Source organism: Archaeoglobus veneficus SNP6 (genome assembly GCF_000194625.1).
GTDB lineage: Archaea > Halobacteriota > Archaeoglobi > Archaeoglobales > Archaeoglobaceae > Archaeoglobus_C > Archaeoglobus_C veneficus.
Map to the genome: position 1 here is coordinate 453,924 of NC_015320.1, position 17,174 is coordinate 471,097.

The 17,174-nt window shown below is 46.9% G+C and carries 19 protein-coding genes and 1 pseudogene; 10 read left to right on the plus strand and 10 right to left on the minus strand.

The genetic code is table 11. The features are described from left to right. Genes ndhC through ARCVE_RS02625 form a run of 6 tightly spaced genes read left to right on the plus strand, consistent with a single transcriptional unit; the run spans position 1 to position 5,445 of the window. Positions 1–366, plus strand: coding sequence for an NADH-quinone oxidoreductase subunit A (ndhC, locus tag ARCVE_RS02600; RefSeq protein ID WP_013683226.1), 366 nt, complete (start codon positions 1–3; stop codon positions 364–366). Continuing rightward, positions 363–1,451 carry an NADH-quinone oxidoreductase subunit NuoB gene (gene nuoB / locus ARCVE_RS02605; RefSeq protein WP_013683227.1) on the plus strand — a complete coding sequence of 363 codons (1,089 nt, stop codon included), beginning with the start codon at positions 363–365 and terminating at the stop codon, positions 1,449–1,451. The genes ndhC and nuoB overlap by 4 nt, the downstream gene beginning before the upstream one ends. Beyond that, positions 1,452–2,756 carry an NADH-quinone oxidoreductase subunit D gene (locus ARCVE_RS02610; RefSeq protein ID WP_013683228.1) on the plus strand — a complete coding sequence of 435 codons (1,305 nt, stop codon included), beginning with the start codon at positions 1,452–1,454 and terminating at the stop codon, positions 2,754–2,756. Between the two features lie 12 nt (positions 2,757–2,768). Beyond that, the gene (nuoH, locus tag ARCVE_RS02615; protein WP_013683229.1) at positions 2,769–3,917 is read left to right on the plus strand and encodes an NADH-quinone oxidoreductase subunit NuoH; all 1,149 of its coding nucleotides are present in this window, start codon (positions 2,769–2,771) and stop codon (positions 3,915–3,917) included. Then, a complete protein-coding gene (locus ARCVE_RS02620; RefSeq protein WP_013683230.1) occupies positions 3,918–4,448 on the plus strand; it encodes a 4Fe-4S binding protein in 531 nt (176 codons plus the stop codon). It abuts the gene before it with no gap. A 1-nt stretch (position 4,449) separates the two neighbouring features. Further along, positions 4,450–5,445: a Coenzyme F420 hydrogenase/dehydrogenase, beta subunit C-terminal domain gene (locus tag ARCVE_RS02625; protein ID WP_013683231.1), complete on the plus strand. Its 996-nt coding sequence runs from the start codon at positions 4,450–4,452 to the stop codon at positions 5,443–5,445. Here ARCVE_RS02625 and ARCVE_RS02630 read toward each other — a convergent pair. The 5 genes from ARCVE_RS02630 to ARCVE_RS02650 form a co-directional block, all read right to left on the minus strand. Further along, positions 5,423–6,586, minus strand: a complete 1,164-nt coding sequence (locus tag ARCVE_RS02630) for a hypothetical protein (protein ID WP_013683232.1) — start codon at positions 6,584–6,586, stop codon at positions 5,423–5,425. The two genes, ARCVE_RS02625 and ARCVE_RS02630, sit on opposite strands and share 23 nt — an antisense overlap. Before the next feature lie 168 nt (positions 6,587–6,754). Then, positions 6,755–7,147 (minus strand): hydrogenase iron-sulfur subunit, encoded by a 393-nt coding sequence (locus ARCVE_RS02635; protein ID WP_013683233.1) that lies wholly within the window; start codon positions 7,145–7,147, stop codon positions 6,755–6,757. Next, complete coding sequence (locus ARCVE_RS02640) at positions 7,132–9,042, minus strand: CoB--CoM heterodisulfide reductase iron-sulfur subunit A family protein (RefSeq protein WP_013683234.1); 1,911 nt, start codon at positions 9,040–9,042, stop codon at positions 7,132–7,134. Before ARCVE_RS02640 ends, ARCVE_RS02635 begins: the two co-directional genes overlap by 16 nt. Before the next feature lie 10 nt (positions 9,043–9,052). Further along, a complete protein-coding gene (locus tag ARCVE_RS02645) occupies positions 9,053–11,305 on the minus strand; it encodes a GAF domain-containing protein (protein ID WP_013683235.1) in 2,253 nt (750 codons plus the stop codon). Positions 11,306–11,346: 41 nt separating this feature from the next. Beyond that, the gene (locus ARCVE_RS02650; RefSeq protein ID WP_052302955.1) at positions 11,347–11,568 is read right to left on the minus strand and encodes a sulfurtransferase TusA family protein; all 222 of its coding nucleotides are present in this window, start codon (positions 11,566–11,568) and stop codon (positions 11,347–11,349) included. Positions 11,569–12,056: 488 nt separating this feature from the next. On the opposite strand from ARCVE_RS02650, the gene ARCVE_RS11770 reads away from it, so the two are divergent. After that, positions 12,057–12,209, plus strand: a complete 153-nt coding sequence (locus ARCVE_RS11770; RefSeq protein ID WP_394295111.1) for an AAA family ATPase — start codon at positions 12,057–12,059, stop codon at positions 12,207–12,209. 96 nt (positions 12,210–12,305) lie between these two features. Here ARCVE_RS11770 and ARCVE_RS02655 read toward each other — a convergent pair. Next, positions 12,306–12,512, minus strand: a pseudogene (locus tag ARCVE_RS02655) (IS6 family transposase); the annotation flags it as partial. A gap of 212 nt (positions 12,513–12,724) precedes the next feature. Between ARCVE_RS02655 and ARCVE_RS02660 the strand changes: the two are divergent. After that, positions 12,725–13,051 (plus strand): nucleotidyltransferase domain-containing protein, encoded by a 327-nt coding sequence (locus ARCVE_RS02660; protein ID WP_013683238.1) that lies wholly within the window; start codon positions 12,725–12,727, stop codon positions 13,049–13,051. After that, on the plus strand, positions 13,044–13,427 hold the full coding sequence (locus ARCVE_RS02665; protein WP_013683239.1) for a HEPN domain-containing protein: 384 nt from the start codon (positions 13,044–13,046) through the stop codon (positions 13,425–13,427). The genes ARCVE_RS02660 and ARCVE_RS02665 overlap by 8 nt, the downstream gene beginning before the upstream one ends. A 305-nt stretch (positions 13,428–13,732) precedes the next feature. Here the strand turns inward: ARCVE_RS02665 and ARCVE_RS11230 are convergent, their stop codons facing one another. Then, the gene (locus ARCVE_RS11230) at positions 13,733–13,873 is read right to left on the minus strand and encodes a hypothetical protein (protein ID WP_156785996.1); all 141 of its coding nucleotides are present in this window, start codon (positions 13,871–13,873) and stop codon (positions 13,733–13,735) included. Between the two features lie 159 nt (positions 13,874–14,032). Between ARCVE_RS11230 and ARCVE_RS02670 the strand changes: the two genes are divergently transcribed. Next, a complete protein-coding gene (locus ARCVE_RS02670) occupies positions 14,033–14,869 on the plus strand; it encodes a DMT family transporter (RefSeq protein ID WP_013683240.1) in 837 nt (278 codons plus the stop codon). A 34-nt stretch (positions 14,870–14,903) separates the two neighbouring features. Here ARCVE_RS02670 and ARCVE_RS02675 read toward each other — a convergent pair whose 3' ends face one another. The 3 genes from ARCVE_RS02675 to ARCVE_RS02680 form a co-directional block, all read right to left on the minus strand. Next, entirely contained in the window at positions 14,904–15,353 is a 450-nt protein-coding gene (locus ARCVE_RS02675) for an aminoacyl-tRNA deacylase (protein ID WP_013683241.1), read from the minus strand. Positions 15,354–15,426: 73 nt separating this feature from the next. Continuing rightward, entirely contained in the window at positions 15,427–15,765 is a 339-nt protein-coding gene (locus tag ARCVE_RS10990; RefSeq protein ID WP_198002014.1) for an SPASM domain-containing protein, read from the minus strand. A 117-nt stretch (positions 15,766–15,882) separates the two neighbouring features. Then, positions 15,883–16,821 carry a radical SAM protein gene (locus tag ARCVE_RS02680; RefSeq protein ID WP_052302957.1) on the minus strand — a complete coding sequence of 313 codons (939 nt, stop codon included), beginning with the start codon at positions 16,819–16,821 and terminating at the stop codon, positions 15,883–15,885. Positions 16,822–17,174 lie beyond the last annotated feature (353 nt).

Genomic DNA, 17,174 nt, shown 5'->3' on the forward strand with positions numbered 1-17,174 from the left:
TTGACAGGCATTATGGATAACATAGTCATTGTTGGAATCCTGATCGGCCTCTGCATATTCATCGATGCCGTGATTGTCTTGCTTGCCAAGACTCTGACTCCCAAGAAGCCAACACCTGTAAAGACGCAGCGCTTCGAGTCCGGTAACATGCCCATCGGTATACCAAAGTACGTGCTGCCCATGCAGTACGTTGGTTTCCTGATCCTGTTCCTTGGATGCGAGCCTGTAGTAGTTCTTCTGCTGATTCTTGCCCCCCTCAGAACGGCGATTCCGCTCATACTCCTTACGCTGCTGATGCTAATTCCGGCCATTGCGTACTCCTACCGGCTTGCATGCGAGGCTGCCTACGGGGGTGAATGTGCATGAGCAAGGATGTGAATATTGAAAGCATCAGGTTTCTCCATTCCGGTCCACTTGCGCCCATAAAGAGGTGGGGTGCAAAGTGGAGTCTGTGGGCCGTACACCTCGTCACGGCATGCTGCGGTGTTGAACTTGCTCACACATACGCGAGCGGCTACGATGCGGAGCGCTGGGGCTCGCTGAACTTCGGAATGATGAGGCAGACGAACCTGATAATCGTTGAAGGAGCAATTTCGAAGAAGATGGCGAGAGCTCTCCGCATTACCTGGGAGCAGATGCCCGAGCCGAAGTTCGTTATAGTGATGGGTGCGTGCGGTATTGAAGGTGGTTTGTTCTGGAACAGCTATCACATAGCCAGGCCATCTGAGATCGTGCCCGTTGATTACTACATTCCCGGATGTCCACCCACACCCGAAGCGCTGATAAGGGCAATCAGAGCACTTCAGAAGAAGATAGAGAAGGGTGAGGCAAAGACGACTGCGGAATACGCTGAGGTAAAGCTCGAAGATGTACTCGAAATCAAGGAGGTTAAGGAAAGAAAGCCACCCAAAGCGCCGCTAAAGCTCGCTCCAAAACCTGAGATAAAGATTGAGCCAAAGGAGGTTGACTGGGAGTTTGGCAACGAGCTCGTGTCCAGGCTGTCTGAAAAGCTCGGCGGGCTTGGAGAAGTCTTCATTACGGGCGTTAACAGGATATATATTAAAACTACGAAGGAGCGCTTTGTGAGAGTTGCCGAAATACTGAGTGAGGATTTCGACCACGTGAAGTCTGTCAACGTGATTGACCTGATTCACGAGAACAGGTTTGTTATTGAGTACACTGTTTCGAGCTACAGCGTTAAGGAGCTTATGTCTGTCCTCGTAACGATTTCAGCGGAAATACCCCGCGATAATCCAAAATTCCCGAGCCTGATAAACATATGGCCTTCTGCCGATTACCAGGAGAGGGAAATGTACGACTTCTTTGGTGTGTGGTTCGAGGGCAACCCGTGGATGGGCAACAAGTTCCTCATCGCTCCAGAGGTGGAAACGCCCCTCAGGAAGGACTTCAAGATACCTCAGCCGAACTATGTCCTCGGAGGTGAGTCATAAATGAGGGAAATATCCCTTAACGTTCCGGTTGAACCTCCTTTTGAAATGGAGAGTCTTTACCTGCCAGTTCCGCCGGGCCTCGTCGAGGAGACGTACAATAAGGATGAATTCGTGATATTCGTCGGCCCGCAGCACGGTGGAAGCGGGCACATGAGAATCATAGTCAGACTCAAGGGAGATGTGATCACCGAGGCAATTCCTGACCCAGGATACGTTCACAGAGGAATGGAGAAGCTCGCTGAGAACAGACTGTACATCCAGAACATTCCTCTGTTTGAAAGACCGGCTATCATGGACTGCGCGAACTTCAACCTCGGTTATGTAAGGGCAATTGAGCAAGCTTTGGACATTGAGGTGCCTGAGAGGGCGAGGTATATCAGGACAATTCTCGCCGAACTCTGCAGGATTGGTACTCATTTATACGATGCGGGAATCCTTGCGGTCTTCCTTGGCCATACGACGGGCTTCATGTGGCCCTTTGCCATGAGAGAGCTCATATGCGAGGCATTGATGAGAATCTGTGGAGCCCGTGTAACCGCGTCCTACATCATTCCTGGAGGAGTCAGGAATGACATTGACAGGGGAGTTCTGGAGTACATCCGCGAAGTAACTTTCTTCATCGAGAAGAAGGCAAGGGATTTTGAGAGGGTGTTCATTAAGAACCCCGTAACCATTGCGAGGATGAAGGATGTCGCGGTTATATCCAAGAAGGAAGCCATAAAATATGGCCTCGTTGGCCCGTTTCTGAGAGCGTCAGGCGTTGAGTACGATGTCAGGGCCGTGGAACCGTACGAGGCATACGATGAGCTGAGCTGGGATGTGGTTGTTGGAGATGACGGCGACTCCTACTCAAGATTCCTGGTTAGAGTTAATGAGATCACCCAGAGCATCAACATAATCAGACAGGCCGTGAGCGCACTCAGAAGCATGCCTGAAGGAAACGTGATAAGCGCTGACGTTTCGGGCAAGAAAAAGAAGGCTAAGGCCAAGGAGGGCGAAGAAGGTGAGGAAGGTAAAGAGGAAAAGAAAGGTCTGGACGACGTAAAGGGAGCATTCTTCAGACTTTACGGCAGACTTACCCTTCCATCTGGTGAGTACACAACGCTTACCGAAGCGGCAAGGGGAACGGTTCTGTACACCATTGTTAGCGATGGCCAGTCAACGATGCCCTACAGGCTCCGCCTGGTTACTCCTGGCTGGCTGTACCTCAAGGGCTTCATGGAATCGCTCAAGGGATGCAGGCTTGCTGATTTGCAGGCTGTGTACGGCAGTTTTGGTTACTTCCCGCCGGAGGCGGATAGGTGAGGTGGTGAAAGCATGAGCATAGGCTACAACGAGCTTTTGAACATGTTTAGGGAGAACATGGTTAGCATCCCCCTGCTGACGAAGAAGGTGGCCCTATTCCACTATGGGGGCAACGTGGTTTACCTGAACTCGCTTGCCGACGCGTTTGCCAACGTGCCCCTGTTAAACTTCATCGTGGCTTTGCTGTTCTGGAAACCCCTGTTTGCTGTACTCTTCATTCCAGGGCTTACAGCTATAATGCTGAGTCTGCTGTTCATCATATGGTTTGAGAGGAAGGTTACGGCGAGAGTCCAGTGGAGGTACGGCCCCGTTGAAGTTTCGAGGAACGTGGGCGGTATAATTCAGCCTCTCGCTGACGGTATGAGGTACTTCTTCCAGGAGGTTATTGTTCACAGAGAAGCACATCGCCCGTACTTCCTGCAGTTCCCTCTCATCTCTTTCCTGCCCGTCCTGCTGCCGATCCTCGTGATTCCTGCAGGAGCAATATATGCAATTAGAACGCCCTACGCAATACCCGCAGCCATAGGCCTGATTGCACTCGTTCCAATAATCATCGTTGCCATTGGCTGGGCGTCAAACAGCAAGTATGCGTACATAGGCTCAATGAGAGAGGTGTTCATGTACTTTGCCTACGAGATTGCACTGATAATTGCAGCCATGGCCATGGTTATTGCCTACGGCAGCTCGGATGCATTCGTGATTGTTGAGAAGCAGTCGCTTGTTCCCGGCATCGTCCTGAACCCCTTTGCCTGCCTTGCATTCTTCGTCGCAACAGTCATGGCAACTTCGAGGTTCCCCTTTGAGATTCCCGAGGCTGACCAGGAAGTCGTCTTTGGCCCATTCATAGAGTACACGGGCATTATCTTTGGAGTTGTCATGACTCTCGCCTACGAGAAGCTCTACCTTCTGAGCCTTCTGCTGAGCATTCTGTTCCTTGGTGGATGGAACGGGCCTCACATCGCATGTCTCGGTGACCTCTCGCCGGCACTATGGCTTTTCCTCAAGACAGTCGGGCTGATGATGATCTTCGTATTCTTCAGAACTTTCTACGGGAGGTACAGGCTTGATCAGGCAATAAGGATTGGCTGGAGCTCACTGCTTGCTCTGTCCCTCATATCTCTCCTCGTGGGGATAGGCATTGGCTTTGCGGGGTGGTTGTAAATGCCCGGAGTCTTCAGGATTGAAGTACCTTCTCCGGACTTTCCGAGCAGGGTCAGGCTTCACCTTGAGGCCTTTGGAATTGGGCTGAGAGAAGCGATAAAGCCGAGCAGGTTAACTGTTCAGTATCCCAGAGAGATCAGAAAGAGGCCTGACAATTTCAGAGGGATGCTGATATTCGAAATAGACAAGTGCATAAGCTGCTTCCAGTGCGCCTTTGTGTGTCCGGCGAACGCAATAGCAATGAAAAAGGGTCCGGACGGCAAGTACTATCCTTCAGTAAACTACGCGAAGTGCATATTCTGTCACTTCTGCGCCGACACGTGCCCGAAAGGCGCATGGAAGTCATCGAAATTCATGGATGTTGCTTTTCCAACTATTGAAGAGATGCTTCTCACAACAGAAAAGCTCCTCAGACCTCCGAGGGTCGAAAGGGACGACGAGCGTACTGTCGTTTACGAACTCAAGGACGGAAACCTTATTATGAAGAAACTCCCGCCGGAGGAGGACATAATAGGCGTGGAGAAAGATTAGTATGAGCGGGGAAGCCAAAGGGAAAAAGAAGGAGAAGCCACCCAAAATCATAGATGCGAAGTACTTTGGCAACCTGAAGGTAGCGGTGATTGATAAGGGTATCTGCAGCCACTGTTCGACATGTGCCACTGCATGTCCGGCGAAGGGAATAACCACTGAAGGTGTGATAGACTTCCCTAACTGGGAAGAGGATTGCACAGACTGCGGTTTCTGTATCAGAGTGTGTCCGAGGTGGGATTACAGACCTCTAAACGGCCTCGGCGAGTACATCGAGATTTTCGCAGCGAAGTCCAACAGGTTCTCCGGCCAGGATGGAGGAATGGTTACTGAAATTCTCGCGTCTGCAATGGAGATGGGCATCATAGAAGCTGCGGCAGTGGTGAGAAGGGACGAGGAATGGAAGCCTGCAGCTTTCGTTGCTAAAAGCGTGGAGGAGCTTGTGCAGGCGAGTGGGACGAAGTATAGCTATGCAGACGTGCTTCCCGCCCTGAGGAAAGCAGGGAAGGTTAGCGCGGCCATCGTTGGTACTCCGTGCATGGTGAGCGGTGCGAGAAAGCTCCAGCAGAACTTTGCAAAGTACAGAAACAATATCAGGCTGGTAGTCGGCCTCTTCTGCACGGAGAACTTCTACTACGAGGACCTGAGGAGGTTCCTGGAGTCCAAAGGTATCGACATCTCCAGGGTTGAGAAGATGGACATAAAGAAGGGTAAGTTTATCGTATCACCACAGGGCGTTAGTTTTCCCGTAAAGGAAATGGACGAAATCGTACCTTCGGGATGTAAGGTCTGCCAGGACTTCGCAGCGGTTGAGAGTGACGTGAGCATCGGCAGCGTTGGGGCGAGTGATGGATTCTCAGCAGTAATCGTGAGGAGTGAAGTGGCAAAGCAGATTGTTGATTACATCAGGGAGAAGGGCTACGCCACCTTCGAAGATGCCAAGGTTGAACTGATTGAGAAGCTCGTGAACTTCAAGATTAAGATACACCCGTACCCCTGAGTTTTTTGTACCGGGACACAGCTTCTCTGAACTTCTTTTCACACTCTCTTACAGTTTTCCCCTCGTAAATGATGTCCTCATCTATTCCCTCGATCTTGCCCAGCAGCCTGTCGGATTCGACATCGGCAACGAGAGAGCCGTAAAAGCCGTCATAGTAGAAAACCTTTTTCCTGTCTTTCCTTGCATCTATGAAATCCGCTAGCCTTTTATTTTCCTCTCTTTCTAACTCTCTTATCGCACTCTCTAAGGGAACTTTATCCTCCTTTTCTGCCTCTCTCAGCTTTTTAACCAGGCCAGAACCTCTTGCCCGCTCGAATGGTATCATTCTCACCCTGAATCCGTAACCTCTACTCCGCAACCACTTTTCCACGGCTTTACAAACAACTTCATCTGAGAATTGCTCATCAACCACTATTACCCACTCCGGCAGCTCGTCTTCCTTCCCACCATCTATTTCCAGCTGCTTTTTGCTCATTACAGTCCATGTCCAGTTCAAACGGCAGCGCTCGTTCAGATCATCCTGATAGACGTCAACCGACCACGCATCCTCTCCCGGAGCCACCTCTTCGGGATAGTAAATGTCGAGGGTTTCATACCCCTCCTCCCAGAGCTCATTCAGCGCCCTTCTCATCTTCTTAGAGGTCATGAATCGCTCAATTGATTCAATGGGATTTACAGCACCTTTGAGGTGTCTTAAATTCCAGATAAACCAGATTTCAGCTTTCGGCCTTTCATACAGCCTTTCCCCGTACCACTCCCTGAGATCCTCCAGGAACTTTTCGCAGGAGTGTCTTTCGTTTCGCTCCCTGATGTACTTCTGATAGAGGTCGTGGTACATGAAGACGAGCTTTTCCAGATTTAAGCTATTCAAAAGATTCCTTGCTTCTTCCAGGGTGTCAGTTATTCCCAGGAGTATGCCCCTGCATACCACGATGTAAACACTTAAAACACTCTTTGAGCAGTTGCTGCAGAATAGCTCTTCCTTCACGATCTCAATCTCCTCCGCATGGCCAACGCAATCTCCCACGCAGAATGATTCCAGCATGTTCTCAAATGCCTTGGTCTGGACGGAGCGGATCTTTTCTCCACATACCGGGCATGTGTACGGCCTGTCAAGGTAGATTGTATCGTACATTCCCATCTCACGGCCTCCTGATGCCAGATAATCCCGTTAAATCTCCGTTCTTTTTAACGTTTTTGTCCTAATGTGCTTTTCTGGACTCATTCCCCCGCTTCAAACAAATGAAATACGATGAAATGCGGGCTTACACACTCTCTCGTAGCACGGGGAGTGCTAACGACGAGAAACTCAAAGCTTCTTCAACCCTCTGATTTTTTCAACGAATTCAGTTAAAATTCTGACGAACCTGTCGTCCTCACTCGCATCAACCCAGTCGAATTTTATCCTTTCCTCCTCAACGCCCACACTTTTGAGGATTTTCCTGAGCAACAGGTATCTTCCATAGGCTTTGTAGTTGCCAACCTTAAAGTGACATCCACCGGGACGACAGCCGAGTACCAGCACTCCGTCGGCTCCGCACTTAAAGGCCTTCATAATAAACTCAGGTTCGATCCTTCCGGTACAGGGAACCCTTATTATTCGCACGTTCTCCGGATATTCCTTTCTTGCTCCACCGGCCCTGTCTGCAGCTTCGTAACTGCAGTGGTAACAGCAAAATGCAATAATTACTGGTTCGCACATCCGGTAATCCCCTCTATTTCGGCAAAGATCTGTTCGGTTGTGTAATGTCTTGCTTTGATTGCCCCCACCGGACAGGCCGGTACGCAAATGCCACACCCTTTGCAGAAGGTCTCATCGATCACGCACACGCCCCTTTCTTCATCGTATGAGATCGCTCTATACGGACACAGTGCGATGCAGAGCTTACAGCCTGAGCACCTCTCCCCGTCAATAGTACACGCTGTTGGCTCTATTAAGAGTTTTTCTCCATGACGAAGTTTTGATAGAATCCTGCCAGCAGCCGCCATTGCTTGTTGAACACTCTCTTCTACGCTGCACGGCCCTAAAACTCCACCTGCCGCCAGTACACCTGAAGATACCTCCACAGGCGACGTTATCAGGTCTGTAACTTCAAGGAAGCCGAATTCATTCAGGCTGAGGTCAAACACTTCTGCAATTTTTTTGACCTCTGGAGAGGGAGCTATACCGCACATCAGAATAGCCATATCCACGCTCAACTTCTGGTTCCCTCTCTCTCCCGTGTATTCTATGGTTACTTTTCCATTGGCGTTATTCACGCTAACCTTGCTTCCAGGCAACCTTCTGTGGAATCTTGCTATCCTGGATATCTCATCGTAAAGTTTCCAGTGCAGGGGGCTGGGCAGAACAAGGTCGATGTAAATGTGGTGAATTGCACAGTCTGGCAATCGTTCGTGAATTATGTGCGAGTACTTCAGGGCAACGGAACAGCAAATTTTGGAGCAGTAGCCCAGTTCTTCCCTACTAACACAGTGGATTATCGCTACGGATTTCGGTTCCTGTCCATCGGGCAGCAAAATTTTGCCGCCTGTGGGGCCATCTCTGGCGAGCACCCTCTCGAATTTTGGGGAAGTATATATCCGGGCTTCATCACGGGCAGGATATACCGAAAATCCCTGTGCAAGTATTACTGCTCCACACTTTAAACTTATTTCCCGGGCATTATCCTCAAAGTTTATAGCTTCAAAGGCACACGACTCGATACACTTTTGACACCCTCTCGTGTAGAGGCAATTTTCCCGGTCAATAACAGGCACGTTCGGCAGCACTCCGGGATACGGCAGGTATATTGCTCCTCTCTCCTTCATTCCATACTCATAGTCATTTGCCACTCTTACCGGACACGCTTCTGTGCACATACCGCAGCCCACGCATTTATCCGCATCCACATACCTCGGTTTCTGGAGAACCCTTAACAGAAAGTTTCCCAAGCCACCCTTGGCTTCCAGAACTTCTGCATTGGTGAATACTTCAACGTTAGACCTTCCAAGAACTTCCTGAATTAATGGAGCCATTAGACACTGTGCACAGGTGAGGTTTGGGGACAGAAGTTCGTAGGTAATCGTTCTTCCACCGATGTGCGGGTTTCTCTCAATAAGGTAAATCGTTCTACGCGTGTCCTCACTCAGGGTGAGCGCTGCAAGAATACCAGCCACACCCGCGCCAACTATTGCGACATCTAAGTTAGCGTCTATGTACTTCTCCTCCAGGGGTTCGTGATACTCGACTCTGTTCAGCGCACCCTTCATCAGGTGTATTGCTTTATCTGTTGCCAGATCCGGGTTCTTACTCACCCAGGCGCACTGCTCACGTAAGTTTACGACATGAGTTAAAAAGGGATTAATTTTCGCCTTTTTGGCTACCTCCTGCAGTGTACTTTCTATCCTCTTTGGGGTGCACGCTCCAAAGACAACGTGTGTGAATCCTGAAATTTCTTCTGGCAAGCTGTTCAGGACTTCCGGTATGCATAGCATTGGAACTGTGACAACCCCTTCTACTTCTGCGCTTATAGCTTTAGCAACCCTGTTGAGGTCTATTTTTTTGCTGATTTCACCTCCACACTCACATAAATAGACTAATTTGCGCTTTTTAACCATTTTTTATCCCTTATTTTTTTGAAGTTAAAGTACTGTATATTTTCTCTGTTAGTTTGTAAGTTTTTATCTCCTCCTTTCTCATATCATCGAGCTCATCTTTTATCCTCTTTACATGTTCACGTATAATCTCAAAAACTTTATCTTTTCCGAGCTCATCTACCAGCTCAAGCGAACCCATTATAACTGCGAGGGGGTTTCTCAGTCTGTCTGCCGAGGACTCAAACTGTTTGAGGTTGGCTGCAAGCTGCTCAATGGCCTTTTCTCTATCCTTCTCAACCTCGTACGCACTCAGCGCAAAGGCTATGTTACTTGAAAGCTTCTGAAGGAGCTCTATCTCATCTTCGCTGAAGTCCGAACTTGAGTGAATTGTAATAACACCATGGAGCACGTCGTGTATGAGAGGAATCGATAAAACATACTTGTGCGGTTTGTCCGTGCAGTGCCTGCAGAGCTTGTCATCCATCTTTAGCTTCATTATCTGCCCATCCAGGGCCTTTGAGATGGATGGGCAGTACTTAATCGCCCTGTTCATGGAATCTATGTCGATACCCTTCGATCTTACAGGTTTCAGCTCTTCTTTCCTGCTTCCGAGAGAAGTGAAGACCGCATCATAAATCAGTGAAAGCTTCTCGCAGACGGCTTTAAGCACGATTTCTGGATTCCTCTCCCTTGCAACGAGCTCGTTTATTTCTGATAAGACTTTAAGCAGGTTGTTAAGCTTTTCTCTATCCTTCTCAACCTCGTACGCACTCAGCGCAAAGGCTATGTTACTTGAAAGCTTCTGAAGGAGCTCTATCTCATCTTCGCTGAAGTCCGAACTTGAGTGAATTGTAATAACACCATGGAGCACGTCGTGTATGAGAGGAATCGATAAAACATACTTGTGCGGTTTGTCCGTGCAGTGCCTGCAGAGCTTGTCATCCATCTTTAGCTTCATTATCTGCCCATCCAGGGCCTTTGAGATGGATGGGCAGTACTTAATCGCCCTGTTCATGGAATCTATGTCGATACCCTTCGATCTTACAGGTTTCAGCTCTTCTTTCCTGCTTCCGAGAGAAGTGAAGACCGCATCATAAATCAGTGAAAGCTTCTCGCAGACGGCTTTAAGCACGATTTCTGGATTCCTCTCCCTTGCAACGAGCTCGTTTATTTCTGATAAGACTTTAAGCAGGTTGTTAAGCTCGTATACGTGTTTAATTGCATCGTTAATCCTCTCACCAATCTCAGCAAAAACACCAGTAAGCTTTGAAACGTCAATCATCTTCGAAAGGTCTCCATCCCGTATGGCTGTGCACAGGTCCTGTATCTCATGCAGGGTAATATTAATTTGCTTTATAGCTTGATTTATATTATTTGTAATTTCTGCGTAAATTCCCGGCATGTCCCATTCAACTTCGCTGAACTTACCCTCTGCAATCTGCTTAACAGCATCTGAAGTGTTTCTCAAGCCAAGCTCCAGCGCTATTGACATCTCGTTAATCCTCTCACCAATCTCAGCAAAAACACCAGTAAGCTTTGAAACGTCAATCATCTTCGAAAGGTCTCCATCCCGTATGGCTGTGCACAGGTCCTGTATCTCATGCAGGGTAATATTAATTTGCTTTATAGCTTGATTTATATTATTTGTAATTTCTGCGTAAATTCCCGGCATGTCCCATTCAACTTCGCTGAACTTACCCTCTGCAATCTGCTTAACAGCATCTGAAATATTCCTCAAACCGAGTTCCAGCACTATGTTCAACACGTTCAGCGTTTCTCCTATCTCTCGGAAGTCTTCGTGGAGTTCTGAAGTCCGGAGTGTCTTTGAGAAGTCACCCCTGATTAGCGAGGATATCATGTCCATTGTTCTGGTTACGGATTCTTTTACCTCAGTGAAGTCCTCAAGTACCTCTATGACTCCCCATAACTTTCCATTTGAAGCAATTGGTGCATGATAAGCGCGTAGATATCGAGTCTCGCCGGATGGTAGAGTAACTTCAACGTATAATTTATCATCCATACAGGCATCTGTCTTCTCTTTGTACAGGTTCAGGGGGCAGCCCGGCGTTTGGCAGCGGTTGGAGTTAAATACCTCGTAGCACTTTCTCCCTATGAGCTCTTCAACACTGAGTTTCGTCAGCCTGGCACACCCTTTACTTGCAAAAACTATCTCACCTTCAGGTGTGACCACGTAGATGGGGACGAATACGTTTTCAATTCCTAAAGCGATCTTATCCGGTTCAATGCTTCCGGAATGATTGGGAAGAGTGTTCAACTTTGACATTGTTCTGAGTTTAACCAATGAAACTTAAAAACATTAATGGTTTATATTCTTATTCGTGCCCTCCAAATGTTGCCGGTTTTCACGCATTCAAGTATGGTTTTTCCGGTCTTGGCTGCCCATATTTTCAAATCCCTTTCGAAAGTTGGACAGTCTGCCATCACTTTGATTGTGGTCCCTGGTGGAAGTTTGGTAACTCTTGCGTGAATCTTTAGAATCGGTTGCGGGCACTTCAGCCCCCTCAGATCCATCTCTTCCTCTGCCACGCGTTCACCCCGCTTTGATTTATTATGGTAATAGTATCTACTATCATCATATTTAAGAATGTTGTTATGAGTTATTAACCGTATGATCATGGATCAGGTTCTGTAACTGTTCTTCAAGACAGTTCCGCTCAACTTTCCGCCGTGTTACATCAAAAAGCGTAATCTCCCCCAAGTTATTGCCTCCCACGGTTCAGTCTTTGCGATTTTTAAGGTAAGTCCTGCGGGGTTCTGGAGATGGTTTCGGAGGGGTGTAATCTTCCATTATCACGAAATCAAGACTACCTGCATGATTTCCACACTTTCCTTGCAGTTTCCGTTAATAGCCTTCCTGCATTCAGCCTCTTCTGTCTCTTCGAGCCTTGCATACGGCATCAGAGTTTTGCCCTTCTTGCAGACAGGCCTTAAACTTCTGATAAAAAAAGCTGGTTAGTGCCAACGCTGAAAACATCGTTTACATTGATTGCGATGCCTTCCCGGATTTCGTCAGCCTGAGGGAAGTTATAAACAGCTACCTGGAAGCTACAAGGTCTGAAGAGACGAAGTACCTTTTTCTCGATGAAGTTACGAACATAGCTGAGTGGTGGAAGGCTGTAAAGTACCTGATCGACGTCGGAAAACTTTCTGATAGAGCTTTCGGGTGAAAGGGTTACTATTTGAACTCTGAGACGGATGCCTTTACGAGTTAGGCGAAGGATTAGCTATTCGAATTGCAAAGTGTGTAAAGCAAAGGGAAATGCAAGTGATTGCATTTTTAACAAAAAAATCCTAACAGATTCGTGACTTATTTCTTCGAATAAAGATAGAAAATCGCTTGTTTTTCTCAAAGAAAGGCCAAAGAAGTATAATAATGCTGCAAGTATTTTAAGTTCCACATCTTTCCTGTTCCTTCGAAAGACTTTTGTAGACTTGACGTAATCTACCAACTGGCTTAGCGCAGGCTGCATAAGTTGTATCTTAGTTATTTATTTTTTGTTATTTTGACACTGCCGTATGAGTGAAGTCATAATAAAACTTAGTTGTATGACAGATTACTTCAAAAGTTGACAGTGGCTTTTTTTAAGATTTCCTGCAACTCGAACGCAGTCTTCAGGTTTTATCTTTAACGAGACAAAAGCCGGCTAAAAACTTATTTAAATTTCCAGCAGAACTATGGTTGATGATCAAAGAGAGTTATCAAAAAGCCATTGATGAATTCGTTAGAAGAGTCAGAAAGTACGGAGATAAGATAGAGAGTATTATCCTCTTTGGCTCGGTTGCAAGAGGTGAAGCGAGAGAGGATTCGGATATTGACATACTGATAATCTCTAAAGGAGATTCATTCGATATGCAGAAACGGATATCCGAAGTTGTTGTTGAGATTCTGCTAAATACGGGTATATACATATCTGCAAAGGTTATATCTACCGAAGAATATAATTTAATGAGAAATATAAACTCTTCATTCTTCAGAAACATATCGAAAGAGGGGATTGTAATTGGATGAAGTTTATCTCCTCCTCGAAAAAGCTGAATTAAAACTCAACTCAGCTAAAATACTGTTTGAGAACAGAATCTACGATGATGCAATAAGCAGGGCATACTATTGTATGTACTACGCCGCAAAGGCATTGCTATGCATGAAGGATAAACATCCAAGAACTCATAGAGGCTTGCTATCTCAGTTTGGGCTGGAATTTGTGAAGAAAGGAATAATAGATGAGTACTATGCAAGGGCAATTACGGTGGCTCAGGAGAGGCGTGAGAGAGCTGACTACGACATATACTATTGCCCATCCAGAGAAGAAGCAGAAGCAATAATCGAAGATGCAGAAAGATTTTTGGAGAGGATAAAGAAGGCAGTAGAGGAACTGAAGAAGTGAGCGTTCTTTTATATGGGATACTGCCTCTTTACCGGAAAGTTTGGCGTTCTGGAATTTTCATCCTTCATCAGCACCAATGAACTGCTGTAGACTTAGCTTTAAAATTAAAAGATCCTCAATATGCATTCAGAATGATGTCATTGTGGTATGTTGCGTTAGAATGCTTACAGGCTGTCGGAATTAACTCATGAACGGATTTTCCAGGATTGCTGAGGGTACGTGATAGGAGAAATCTGTTGGACTTATGGGCAAAAAATCAATCAGAACTCCACAGTTTTCACGACGTTCACTCTTTCAATGACTCCTCAATCTACCTCGACTTCCAGCACTGCATAGAAATCTCCTCCAGATTTTAGCTGGCTTGCAGCCCCCCTTGCAGCTTTTTCGCACCAGTTATGTGTAAGAGTTTTTGCTGACGCCAGTGTTCCATATCCGTGGCATCCCATGAATCCGACAACACCACGTTTCTAAATCTGGGAGAGGAGGAGACAATTGTCCCAAAGCTTTCAAAAAGTTAACAGAGTCGATATCTCTTTTGCAAAGGATCGAGAAATTCTTGAATGGTAGGTTTAAGATTTTAAGTTGTCCGTCAGAAAACACCGGTCATGCAAAGACTCAAACTTCTGCTCATGCTGATACTCGCGATACTGTCAATTTCATCTGCTGCCATTTTGGTTGTTTTAGCCGGATCACCTGGCTCTGTTACGGCATTCTGGAGGCTTGTTTTATCAATACCTGTATTTCTCGCAGTAAACCGCTCAATAAACATTCCAAAGGACGTGAGGGTGCTCTTCTTCCCAACAACAGCAGGGATAGCTTTGGGCATTCATTTCGTCTCGTGGATGGAGTCATTGTTCCATGCATCGGTTGCTGTTAGTACGACCATTGTGTGCACTCATGCACTTTTCTCAGCCATTTTCTCGGCAGCCCTTGGCGAAACACCCCGACCGAATCAGATTCTTGGAGTAATTATAGCGATCGTAGGCGTTTACTACCTGAGTGGCGCTGACCCATCTTCAGAACCGATAGGAGTAGTTCTTGCCCTGATCGGAGCGGTTTCCGGTGGTGTTTACTTCACAACTGGCAGGTTTGCAAGAAAAAAGATTGATTTCAGTGCCTACATACTCCTGACATATGCATCGGCTGCGATTGTAGCACTGCTCGTTTCCCTCCTCCGCGGCCACCCTCTCTTCGGTTATAGTGCCGAAACCTGGGTGTACTTTCTCCTCCTTGCAATCATTCCCATGACGCTTGGACACACGCTTATAAATTACATCTTGAGGTACATGAAGGTCGTTCCGATTACCGCAAGCGTAATTGGTGAGTCTGTGGGAGCGACGATTCTCGCATACTTGGTTCTCCATCAATCGCTGCAACCTCAAGCTTACCTCTACATGTTCGTAGTACTGCTCGGCATAGTTCTGGCAATCAGGGGGAGATGATTGGTTATTTTCTCCATTGGGGTCGTTTAATCCTTCACTTCCTTATCCTCACCACGGCTGCTCCAACCCTTACTATCTCAGAAGGAGAAATCGAAAGCAGATGTCTTTCATCCCCTCCACCACCATAAACCCTCTCGTTCTTGAGAACCCTCTCGTCAATAAACACTCTGCAGTCATGTCCCACTGGCGGAACGCCACCGGCTGGAAACCCTGTCAACTGCAAGACTTCCTCTCTTCTCGCAATTCTTACATTTTTTCCAATCAGCTTTTCGACCCTTTTTAAATCCACCGATGAAGAACCGTCAACAATTGCAACTACAGCTTCACCTTCCGCAACAAGAACAACAGACTTTATTATCTCCCTTTTACTGCAGCTCAACTCTTTTGCAGCCTCGTTGACTGTTGAAGCTTTGCCAACTTCTATAATTTCCGCATCAATACATTCTTCCTTGATATATCTCCTAAGCCACTCCACTCCCTTCATTTTATCCATCTTGGGAGGTTCTGATAAAAGTGTGTCGAAAAGTAGCCAAGTTCTCTGAAACAAGAGGCTCCGCTCATGAGAGCAGCTCAGTGAGGCTGGAAGTAATCGCATCCCAGTACCTTTTGTTTATTATACAGCCCGGATCTGGAGCCTGGAGGTCTCCATAGTATCCAAAAGCCCTGGCTCTGCATCCTCCGCAAATGTTAACGTATTTGCATGTTCCACAACCCACAAAGCTCTTTCTGTCCCTTATTTTTTTGAAGACCTCTGAGTTGTGCCAGACCTCCAGAAGGTCATCATGTTTTATATTCCCCACCACCACCGGAATGAAAACACATGGGGTGATATCACCATTGGGCTGCAACGCACAGTAGAGCCTGCCGGTTCCACAACCACCAACGAACTCTGCCAAAAAACCCAAATCGCTGTCTCTCTGTCCAAACGTGTCAAAGTGCGTAAGGCTAACCGCAGAAAACTGAGTGCACACCCTGCTGTACTGCGGAGCTGTAGATAGTAAGGAGATCTCTCTTCAAGGTCTCAGACGCCATTTTTGTAAGCAAATTTCTCTCTCATCTGGAGACAAATCGAGGTCTATTATCTCCTTACCCCTTCCAGTAGGGATGAAGTTGTAGTGCATAAAGATCTTAGCACCCAGCCTCTCGGCCAGATCCACGATTTCAAAAACCTCTTTTAAGTTATGCTTCGTCACCGTTGTGGCAATTCCGACAGTAATGCCAGATTCAACAGCATTTTTTATCCCCTGAATAGTTCTCTCAAAGCTCTTCCTCCCCCTGAAAGAATCGTGAGTTTCTGGATTGGCGCCATCCAGAGATATCTGGATGAACAGACAGTTTAAATCAACAAGTTTTCTTACATTTTCTCTGGTAAGCAGTGTGCCATTGGTTGCAAGTGAGAAGGCCATATCATTATCTCTTATCCTGTCTGCGACTTCAAAGAAGTCCTTCCTCACCAGAGGTTCTCCACCGGACATTGCGACATACGCAACACCAGCATCGCCCATCTTGTCAACGGCTTTTAGAGCTTCGGCAGTGGTCAGCTCATCTGGCGTGGGTTTAGAGGCGTTCTGGTAGCAATGTTTGCATCTCAAGTTACAGGCATTTGTGAAGTTCCAGACGATAAGGAATGGTGCGTAGGCTGTAAAGGGTTTTTGCGGGCCATACTTTGCTATCCCCTCTAATACAGACGAGAGTCCTCTTCTCCACATCGGGTCTTTGAGATTATGCATAACAATGTCCTTTTCGATATCGAGCTTGGACAGTATGCTATCCAGAATTGCCTTAACCAGTCTGTAGGCGATGTTGCACCTCCAGCAAAACTTCACTTCCTCGCCAGCGTATTTCCTCAATGCCAACTCTATCCTCCTTCCGCAGCTGCATCTTGAAGCGCAAAATTTGAGTATTGTCTTCGAAATTGGATTACCCAGCCATTTCTCTATCAGGTGCCCCATACTCTCTGCTTTATCGCGGGAGGAGGGTTGGTATCCCGATCCAAAATCCACGTATTTTTGCATAGAGACACCAAAGTTCATTATTATTCTCGATATTTACACCTTTTTGTTGTGGTGTTCCATCAACTCACAATCCAATCTCAATCACACCCTCCATATCAAAAACAAACAACTTCTCTACCTTCTAACGGGACATTACCAATTTACTCTAAATTGTAAGTAGAACAATAATGGACAGTAAAGTCACTCAACAGTCACGCTCTTCGCCAGATTTCTCGGCTTATCTATCTCGCAGCCCCTTTTCTTCGCCGTGTAGTATGCGAGCAACTGCAGGGCGGCTAACCGAACACCAA

Excerpts from the sequence above, each read along its gene's own strand:
- nuoB (WP_013683227.1), top strand. The coding sequence starts at position 363 with ATGAGCAAGGATGTGAATATTGAAAGCATCAGGTTTCTCCATTCCGGT.
- ARCVE_RS02610 (WP_013683228.1), top strand. The coding sequence starts at position 1,452 with ATGAGGGAAATATCCCTTAACGTTCCGGTTGAACCTCCTTTTGAAATG.
- nuoH (WP_013683229.1), top strand. The coding sequence starts at position 2,769 with ATGAGCATAGGCTACAACGAGCTTTTGAACATGTTTAGGGAGAACATG.
- ARCVE_RS02620 (WP_013683230.1), top strand. The coding sequence starts at position 3,918 with ATGCCCGGAGTCTTCAGGATTGAAGTACCTTCTCCGGACTTTCCGAGC.
- ARCVE_RS02625 (WP_013683231.1), top strand. The coding sequence starts at position 4,450 with ATGAGCGGGGAAGCCAAAGGGAAAAAGAAGGAGAAGCCACCCAAAATC.
- ARCVE_RS02630 (WP_013683232.1), bottom strand. The coding sequence starts at position 6,586 with ATGGGAATGTACGATACAATCTACCTTGACAGGCCGTACACATGCCCG.
- ARCVE_RS02635 (WP_013683233.1), bottom strand. The coding sequence starts at position 7,147 with ATGTGCGAACCAGTAATTATTGCATTTTGCTGTTACCACTGCAGTTAC.
- ARCVE_RS02640 (WP_013683234.1), bottom strand. The coding sequence starts at position 9,042 with ATGGTTAAAAAGCGCAAATTAGTCTATTTATGTGAGTGTGGAGGTGAA.
- ARCVE_RS02645 (WP_013683235.1), bottom strand. The coding sequence starts at position 11,305 with ATGTCAAAGTTGAACACTCTTCCCAATCATTCCGGAAGCATTGAACCG.
- ARCVE_RS02660 (WP_013683238.1), top strand. The coding sequence starts at position 12,725 with ATGATCAAAGAGAGTTATCAAAAAGCCATTGATGAATTCGTTAGAAGA.
- ARCVE_RS11230 (WP_156785996.1), bottom strand. The coding sequence starts at position 13,873 with ATGGGATGCCACGGATATGGAACACTGGCGTCAGCAAAAACTCTTACA.
- ARCVE_RS02670 (WP_013683240.1), top strand. The coding sequence starts at position 14,033 with ATGCAAAGACTCAAACTTCTGCTCATGCTGATACTCGCGATACTGTCA.
- ARCVE_RS02675 (WP_013683241.1), bottom strand. The coding sequence starts at position 15,353 with ATGAAGGGAGTGGAGTGGCTTAGGAGATATATCAAGGAAGAATGTATT.
- ARCVE_RS02680 (WP_052302957.1), bottom strand. The coding sequence starts at position 16,821 with ATGGGGCACCTGATAGAGAAATGGCTGGGTAATCCAATTTCGAAGACA.